A 7,797-nucleotide genomic window follows, 5' to 3' on the forward strand; every position below is an offset into this window, starting at 1 on the left:
GTCCCCGTCGGCCTCCGACGCGAAACAACCCCGCACCGATCGATCGGGGCATTCAAGCGAACGTGCTTGGTTCAACGGCGAGGGCTGGTCCGAACGACCGCCATGTGCAGCCCATACCGCCGGCACGCCGGCCAGCGGTGAGCGGCGATGCGGGCACGCGCACCCGGGGTTCCTCGTCAGGAACCCCGGCACCGCGCAGCAACTCCGCCACGCTCAGCAGCGGTTACGCGGTGTCGAGGTCCTCGCCGTTCACGGGTACCGGCTGACCACCCTTCTTGCGGCAGTCGCGGTCCCGCTCGCCCTCTGTCCGGTGCTGCCCGTCCGAGGGGTTCTGCCCGAGACCGGCTCAGGCGGGAATGAGGCCGTGGGGGTCGATGATGAACTTGAGGGGCACTCCCGTGTCGAAGGTCGCGTAGGCGTCGGGGGCTTCGTCGAGGCTGATCACCTTCGCGTTGAGCAGGGGGGTCAAGTAGGGCATGCGGTCCCACAGGATCGCCATCATCAGCTCGCGGTTGTAGTGCATGATCGGTGCCTGCCCGGCGGCGATCCGCGGCGACTTGATCCAGGCCTTGCCGAAGTCGATCGGGTACGTGCCCTCCTGCTCGGCCTTCGACTTCGCGAGCGGGTCGGGGCCGTAGACGCCGATGACGCCGGTGGCTCCGCCCGCGCGGGTGGCGTCGATCACCTGGTTGATGGCGTAGGCCGGGTCCATGTCCTCGGTCTGGGGGCCGAGGCCGTGTGCCTCGGTGCCGACGTAGTCGACTGCGCAGTCGACCATGGGTTCGCCCAGGATGGCTTCGATCTGGTCGGTGAGCGCTGCGTCCTGGCTCAGGTCGATCGTCTCGCAGCCGTTGTTCTTCACCAGCTCCAGGCGGTCCTTGTTGTGGTCGCCGACGATGATGCAGGACGCTCCGAGGAGGCGCGCACATGCTGCGGCACAGCGGCCGACCGGGCCGGCGCCGGCGATGTACACGGTCGAGCCCGGCTTGGCACCGGCCTCCATGAGACCGTGGAACGCGGTGGGCAGGATGTCCGAGAGCACCGCCAGGTCACGGATCTTCGCCATGGCCTGGTCCCTGTCCGGGAAGCGCAGGAGCTGGAAGTCGGCGTACGGGACGAACAGGTACTCGGCCTGCCCGCCGGCCCAGTCGCCCAGGTTGAAGCCGTACGCTCCGCAGGCCACCTTGGGGTTCGTGGTCTCGCAGACGTCGGTGCGGCGCGCCTTACAGTTGCGACATCGGCCGCAGGCGACGTTGAACGGGACGGAGACGAGGTCGCCCTCACTGAGGAACTCGACGTCGGGGCCGACCTCGATGACCTCCCCGGTCATCTCGTGCCCCATCACCATGCCCTTGGGCACAGGGAAGGACCCGCGGTAGATGTGCAGGTCGCTACCGCAGATGTTGGTGGCGACGATCCTGAGGATGGCCCCATGTGGGGCCTTCTTCCCGTTCGGCATCTCAAGCTTCGGGAAGTCCAGAGACTCGACGCGCATTTCTTTCGGATTCTGGAAGGTGACGGCGCGGTTGCTGCTTGCCATGACGATCTCCTCTGTTGGTCCGGGGGACTCGCCCGCCGGAGTGCCGAGTTGATTTGGGGGCATTTGTGACCCCGGTCACTCTCAACGTAGGGCGATAGCCAACGCACGTGCCACCGCCACACCGCCCGTGCCCTGCGTGCCGGCGCAGCAACGCCGCGTGCCGCGCTCCCGGCCAAGCACGCCATCTCCTATCTGCGCAGGTCCGCGCATTGCCGGCCTTGCGGCGTGCCGGGCACAGCAGCGCCGCCTCCCCAGGAGCCCTCACCCGTCCCGTACGACGTTCGGGTGACCTCACGGTCCTTCACGACGCAACGGTGGTCTTCACCGGCGTCTTGGGATCGGGCAGGTCTTCCCCCGCTTCCGGCACCCTCTGCGCGGGGTCGCCGCGGCGCTACGTGGAGTCGGCGGTCCCGCGCGCGAAGCGCGTCCCCCACTGCGCCCCGCTGTCAGCTAGCGAGGGTCTGCCAAGACCCTGGCGCGAGAGCTGGGCCCTCACCCGGCCGCCGTCCGGCTCGGCAACCACCGCCTGACCAGGACGGGCATGCCCTTGCCCGGAGCCGATCCGCTGAATGACGGCTCGCCCGGCCCTCATGGGCTCACGCCACGTCCATTCCCAGTTCGGCTTCGGGGCGGCAGGTGGGGCACGGCTCGATGCCCGGCTCCACGAGGAGGGCACGGGCTTCGTCGGCCCGTATTTTGCGCGGTGAGCCCGTGGCCTGCTCGCAGCCGGCCGCGTGCACGACGACGTCGCCGGGGTCGTCCGGGGCGCACATCATCTGGACCTCGTAGTCGCCCGCCCGCGGGGGCCGGGAGAGCCCGGTCGAGGGCAGAGGGCCGCCGGCGCCCTTGGCCCGTCGCATCGAGCGCTGTCGTGGGGCAGGCCGTTCGGCTCGCGTGAGGGCCTGCTGCACGTCGTCACGCAGGAGGCTCAGATAGGTGGCGACCGTGGCGTTGTCCGCGATCTGCCGTTCCAGGTAGGCGAGGAGCACGCGGAGCCGGGGTGCGTCGTCAGGCAGTTCGGCCACGACGGGCACCACCGTGCAGAGCGGCCCACGCCCCGGTGCGGCCCTGCCAGTACGGATGCACCAGCACCTCGGCGGACAGGGCGAGCAGCCGCCGCCTGAGCGCGGTGCTGGGCCGACGGCTGAGCTTCCGGTATACGGCGTGCCACTCCCGTATCGCAGCCACGAGGTCATCAGGGAGAGTGCTCATACCGGCATTAGAGCACGTGTTCGATTTTCGCTGCATCCTGACTCCAGGGCCGAGTGCGGTGGATCGCCCGCTCAGGCCGTACCGGTCGGCGCCTTCTCCAGCCTCGGCTGGGACTCAGGCGTCGTGCGGCTGCGCGTGCACGCACGGCCGGTTCCGCCCTGTCGGACGGATATCGGTGACATGTCGGAGGCCAGTGGCAGCGTGGGCGCCGGGTTGCTCCGCCGGGAGCCGCCGTCGCATCTCACGGGAGTTCCCGCCATGTCGCAGATCCCTTCCGCCGCTGACCGCGTGTACCTGGTCACCGGCGGCAACGCAGGTATCGGGTATTTCACCGCCGAGCAGCTGGCCGGTACCGGCGCCACCGTGGTGCTGGGCAGCCGGAGTGCCGAGCGGGCCGGGACCGCCATGGACGCGATCCGTGCGCGGGTGCCCGGTGCGCGGGTGCGTTCGGTGGGGCTGGACCTCGCCGACCTCGGCTCGCTGCGGGAAACCGCGGAATCCCTGGAGACAGAGCACCTCGACGCGGTGGTCCACAACGCCGGCGTCCTCCACGAAGGGCTGGAGCGGGAAGAGACGCGGGACGGGAATGAGGTGCATTTCGGCACGAACCACCTCGGCCACTTCGCGCTCACCCACTGGCTGCTGCCGCTGCTGGAGGCCGCGCCGAGCGCCCGCGTCGTGACCGTCGGCAGCTTCGCCGCCAAGTCCGAGCGGCTCGACCTGGACGATCTGCAGTCCCGGTCCGGCTATCGGGCCAAGCGCACCTACGGCCGGTCGAAGCTGGCCCAGATGTACTTCGGGCTGGAACTCGACCGCCGGCTGCGGGCCGCGGGTAGCACGGTGTCGAGCGTGGTGGTCCATCCAGGCGGTGCGCTGGACTCCCTCACCCCGTCGCGGCCGCCGGTCCATGTACGGAAGGCCGGGACGGCACTGCGCGGGGCGGCCGCCGCACTTGTTCTCCAGGGCAAGCACGCGGGTGCCCGGCCCGCGGTCCGGGCGGTGCTCGACCCCCGGATCGCCGGGGGCGAGCTGTGGGGCCCGCGCGTCTTCGGGCTGCGGGGCCGGCCGCACCGCGAGCGGCTGTGGGCTCAGCTGGAGGACGCCGAGACGGCACGCCGGTTGTGGGAGGCGAGCACGGAGCTGACCGGCGTCGCGCCTGCCGCCGCCGTCTGAAGCACTCAACTCGCCCACGCAGGCGCGTAGTCACCACCGCGGCCACGACGTCATCAGGGAGAGTGCTCAACCGGAATCAGAGCACCTGGCAAGGGGCCTTGCGTCACCTCACGGCATCTCGGGCCCGCGGTCGGGACTCGGCGAGGGCGAGGGCGGCGATGGCCCCGAGCAGGATCACCGTGCCCGCGACAGTGGCCGTGGTGAGCTGTTCGTCGAGGAACAGCACGGCCAGGACAGCGGCGCTGACGGGTTCGAGGAGCATCATCACCGACGCGGTGGCGGCCCTGAGTACGGCGACGCCGGCGAAGTACAGCGGGTAGGCGAGCGCCGTGGTGACGGCGGCGATGTACAGCATCAGCAGCGCCGCCTCGGTGACGTTCCCTCTCTGCGGGAGGAGACCCTCGTGGAGGGCCGGCGGCAGCATCACTGCCGCGCCGATGAGGAAGGACCACAGAGTCAGGGTGAACGCGTCCTCGCCGGTGCCGTGCCGTCCGGTCCACCGGCCCAGCAGGTTGGATACGGCGTATCCGGCGGCGACAGCAGCGCCGTCCCCACGCCTCCCAGGTGGACGACGCCTGGCTGGTTGCCCAGTACGAGCACGGTCAGTCCGGCCGGCGCTCCGGCGACGGCCAGCACTCCAGCGCGGCCGATGCGCTCGCCCAGGAACAGACGCCCGCCGGCGGCCGTGAACACGGGTGCGGCGCCGAGCGTGACGATGGTGCCCACCGCCAGCCCGGTGTCCCGCACAGCGGCGAAGTAGGCGGTCTGGAACACGGCCAGCCCGGCTCCGGTGCCCATCAGCAGCAGCACCCGCCGCCGGGCAGGCTGCGGCGCACACGGCGTCTTGCGGGACGGGCGCAGCGCCCAGGCGGGCAGCAGCAGCACCGCCCCGGCCAGGAAGCGCCAGAACGAGATGGCCATGGGCCCCAGGTCGCCGGTCCGGTAGATGACCTCCACGGCCGCGCCGGTGGTTCCCCAGGCGAGTCCGGCGAAGGCGAGGAAGGCGAAGCCGCGCCGTAGCGAGAGTGAGCCGGTCAGTGGCCGGTTCCCGCCCCGGCCCAGCGCCTCCGCCTCGACGGCGAGGTCCTGCGAGGTCTGCATCTGCTCACCGTGCTCCCCGTCACGCGATACACAAAATGCATCCGATCCACCAGCGATACGCTGTGCGCATGGATGAACGCGGAGGACACGGCGCAGGGCTGGAGTTGAAGCATCTGCGCTGCCTGGTCAGCATCGTCGACACCGGCAGCTTCACGGACGCCGCTCGGCAGCTGGGCGTCTCCCAGGCCGCGGTCTCCCGCACCCTGCTCTCCCTGGAGAAGACCTTGGGGGTGCGGCTGCTGCACCGCACCAGCCGTACGGTCGAGCCCACCAAGGCGGGTGTGCTGGTCCTCGCCCGAGCCCGTCTGCTCCTGGCCGGCGCGGACGAACTCGTCGCCGAGGCCGCCTCGGGCCACAGCCGCCTGCACATCGGTCACGCCTGGTCGGCCTTCGGGCGTCACACCACCGAGTTCCAGCGCCGCTGGCACCACGACCACCCCGGCATCGAGCTCCGGCTCGTCCGGCACAACTCCTCCACCGGCGGGCTGGCCGAAGGACTGTGCGACCTTGCGGTCATCCGCAGCTCCGTCGACCTCAAGCCCTGGTCGCATGCTTTCGTCGGCCACGAGGACCGCTACCTGGCCCTCGCCTCCGACGACCCTTGGGCCCGTCGCCGCAGCATCCGTCTGGCCGAAGTCGCCTCCCGCACCCTCGCCCTCGACCGCCGCACCGGCACCACCACCTTGAACCTGTGGCCCGAGACCGAACGGCCGGCCGTCGAGCACGTCCACGACATCGACGACTGGCTCGCCGCCATCGCCTCCGGCCGCTGCGTGGGTGTCACTCCTCAGGCCACCGCTGCCCAGTACCGCCCCTCCGGCATCACCTACCGCCCCCTGCGCGATGCCGAGCCGGTCCCCGTCCACCTCATCTGGCGCCGGACGGACCCCCACCCCGCCACCCGCGCCGCCGTGGCCCTGGCCATCGACCTCTACCGACGAACCCTCCCCGCGGACAGGGGGCGGCACCACCGGTACTGAGCGCGGAACCGGCCCGCCTGTCCCCCAGCCACCTGCTGGTCGTCGGCTTCGTTGGCGCGGCCGACCTCGGCCATGTGCTCCTCCGCCCAGGTCCGCAGCCCCGGTTGTGATGGAAGCATGACCCTGCCCACGATGGCCGTCGGCTCCCACCCCGTCGGCACCGGGCTCGAACGCCAACTCCGCCCCGTCGCCGATGACCTGATCGGGCATCATCTCCAGGACTGGGGCCCCATCATCCCCCTCGACCGCCCGGACGAATTGTGCGCGCTCCTCGCTCCCTTCCTCTCCGCCGATCTGACGAAGTGACCGGAAGGGGGCAGGTCAGATGCGCGAGTTGCGCAGCGACTGCCACACGGCGCCGGAAAGCGCGCGTGTTGCCCGCGGGACGGACAGATGCTCATGCTCGCGGTACAGCGACCAGTTGTACTTGACCAGGGACATCTTGTTGGAGGACAGCGATCCCGCCTGGTGGGCCCGGTACACCGCGAGCGGCTCGGCCAAGCCCCGGGCGTCCGCGCCGTCCCGCATGATCGACAGCCAGAGGGCGTAGTCCTGCCGCTTGCGCATCTCCGGCATCAGCCTGGTGCCCAGGGCGTTGCGGTCGTACATGGCAGTGAGGGCACCGATGTGGTCCCGGACCAGCATGGCGCGGTAGTCCACGCGCTCTCGCGCCCGGATCACCCGCCCGTTCGGAACCCACTCGGTGCTCTCGCCGGCATGGGTCGCGTCCATCTTGAAGTACGAGGTGAAGGTCAGCGGTGCGTCGCCTTCAGCGGCGAAGGCGAGCTGCTTCTCGGTCTTCTGCGGCAGCCACATGTCGTCGGAGTCGAGGAAGGCGATGTAGTCCCCGCGGGCCCGCTCGATCGCGAGATTGCGGGCCCGCCCCGCCCCGCCCCGTTCGGGTGCCGACCGCGGCAGTACGCGCTCGTCCTGCTCGGCGAACTCACGCAGCAGCTCCATGGAGCCGTCGGAGGACTGGTCGTCGGTGACCAGCAGCTCCAGGTCGCTGTGGGTCTGGGTGAGTACCGATCGGACGGCTGCGCCGAGGGTGGCCGCCGAGTTGTACACGGGCATCACGACAGACACCAAAGGCACAGCGTTTCTCCTTGCCAGACCGGGAACGACGGTCCATTCAAACACCGCGGTCGAGCGTGAGTCGCCGTGCGGACGGTTGTCGTCGCTTTCCTCCTCGTGGACCCGCACGGCGACGTGGGCGATCAGGCCGTTCGCCGGGTCGCGCGCAGTACGACGTCGCTGACGTGGTGGGTGCTGGCCGCACCGGCGGGCCGTGGCCGGGTCTCGTGGATGTCGACCTGCCAGGTGTCGGGCTCGGCGGTGAGCGCGGCGGCGATCTCGTCGACCCCGACGAACGCCGACGGGTCGTACATCCGGGTCTGGGTCGCCACGTCCACGGGGTCGCTCAGCGGGCTGAGGTCGTGGTGTACGACCAGGAGCGTGCCTCCGGGGGCGACGGCGGCGAGCAGGCTGCGCAGACCGCGCTGGTCGGGCGTGCGCTTGAACGAGCCGTACTGCAGGGAGACCAGGTCGAAGGTCTCGGTGCCGAAGGGGGCGGGATCGCCCGCGTCGCCGCGTAGGAGGCTGACGGTGAGCCCTCGGCGCTGGGCCTCGGCGCGGACCCGGGCGAGCGCGTTGCCGGAGATGTCGGTGGCGGTCACCTTCCAGCCGTGCTCGGCCAGCCAGAGGGCGTCGGCGCCCTCGCCGGTGCCGACGTCCAGCGCGCGGCCCGGGGGCAGGGCGGCGGCCTCGTGGACGAGCGTGCCATTGGGGTTG

The 7,797-nt window shown here is 70.9% G+C and carries 7 protein-coding genes and 2 pseudogenes; 3 read left to right on the forward strand and 6 right to left on the reverse strand.

Annotated features, from left to right (window positions below; all coding sequences use genetic code 11):
* Window positions 1-346 precede the first annotated feature (346 nt).
* From GT030_RS24480 to GT030_RS24490, 3 genes are all read right to left on the reverse strand, one after another.
* A complete protein-coding gene (locus tag GT030_RS24480) occupies window positions 347-1,540 on the reverse strand; it encodes an alcohol dehydrogenase catalytic domain-containing protein (RefSeq protein ID WP_161202948.1) in 1,194 nt (397 codons plus the stop codon).
* Window positions 1,541-2,136: 596 nt separating this feature from the next.
* The gene (locus GT030_RS24485; protein WP_346009737.1) at window positions 2,137-2,565 is read right to left on the reverse strand and encodes a DUF6233 domain-containing protein; all 429 of its coding nucleotides are present in this window, start codon (window positions 2,563-2,565) and stop codon (window positions 2,137-2,139) included.
* On the reverse strand, window positions 2,549-2,752 hold the full coding sequence (locus tag GT030_RS24490; RefSeq protein WP_161202950.1) for a hypothetical protein: 204 nt from the start codon (window positions 2,750-2,752) through the stop codon (window positions 2,549-2,551). The genes GT030_RS24485 and GT030_RS24490 overlap by 17 nt, the downstream gene beginning before the upstream one ends.
* A gap of 258 nt (window positions 2,753-3,010) precedes the next feature.
* Here GT030_RS24490 and GT030_RS24495 point away from each other — a divergent pair, with 258 nt between their 5' ends.
* A complete protein-coding gene (locus GT030_RS24495) occupies window positions 3,011-3,925 on the forward strand; it encodes an SDR family NAD(P)-dependent oxidoreductase (protein ID WP_237522779.1) in 915 nt (304 codons plus the stop codon).
* Window positions 3,926-4,028: 103 nt separating this feature from the next.
* On the opposite strand, the pseudogene GT030_RS24500 reads toward GT030_RS24495, so the two are convergent.
* Window positions 4,029-4,963, reverse strand: a pseudogene (locus GT030_RS24500) (EamA family transporter).
* Window positions 4,964-5,094: 131 nt separating this feature from the next.
* Between GT030_RS24500 and GT030_RS24505 the strand changes: the two are divergent.
* Together GT030_RS24505 and GT030_RS24510 are read left to right on the forward strand one after the other, a co-directional pair.
* A complete protein-coding gene (locus GT030_RS24505) occupies window positions 5,095-6,006 on the forward strand; it encodes a LysR family transcriptional regulator (RefSeq protein ID WP_161202952.1) in 912 nt (303 codons plus the stop codon).
* A 117-nt stretch (window positions 6,007-6,123) separates the two neighbouring features.
* Window positions 6,124-6,312, forward strand: a pseudogene (locus tag GT030_RS24510) (alpha/beta hydrolase); the annotation flags it as partial.
* Between the two features lie 15 nt (window positions 6,313-6,327).
* Here GT030_RS24510 and GT030_RS24515 read toward each other — a convergent pair.
* Together GT030_RS24515 and GT030_RS24520 are read right to left on the reverse strand one after the other, a co-directional pair.
* Window positions 6,328-7,101 (reverse strand): glycosyltransferase family A protein, encoded by a 774-nt coding sequence (locus GT030_RS24515; protein WP_161202953.1) that lies wholly within the window; start codon window positions 7,099-7,101, stop codon window positions 6,328-6,330.
* Between the two features lie 122 nt (window positions 7,102-7,223).
* A partial coding sequence (locus GT030_RS24520) for a class I SAM-dependent methyltransferase (RefSeq protein ID WP_161202954.1) occupies window positions 7,224-7,797 on the reverse strand: 574 nt, incomplete at its 5' end.

This window comes from Streptomyces sp. SID1328 (assembly GCF_009865595.1).
Lineage (GTDB): Bacteria > Actinomycetota > Actinomycetes > Streptomycetales > Streptomycetaceae > Streptomyces > Streptomyces griseoluteus.

What these genes read in the sequence shown, in the direction of transcription:
- GT030_RS24495 (WP_237522779.1), top strand. Translation starts at nt 3,011, where the DNA reads ATGTCGCAGATCCCTTCCGCCGCTGACCGCGTGTACCTGGTCACCGGC.
- GT030_RS24490 (WP_161202950.1), bottom strand. Translation starts at nt 2,752, where the DNA reads ATGAGCACTCTCCCTGATGACCTCGTGGCTGCGATACGGGAGTGGCAC.
- GT030_RS24505 (WP_161202952.1), top strand. Translation starts at nt 5,095, where the DNA reads ATGGATGAACGCGGAGGACACGGCGCAGGGCTGGAGTTGAAGCATCTG.
- GT030_RS24480 (WP_161202948.1), bottom strand. Translation starts at nt 1,540, where the DNA reads ATGGCAAGCAGCAACCGCGCCGTCACCTTCCAGAATCCGAAAGAAATG.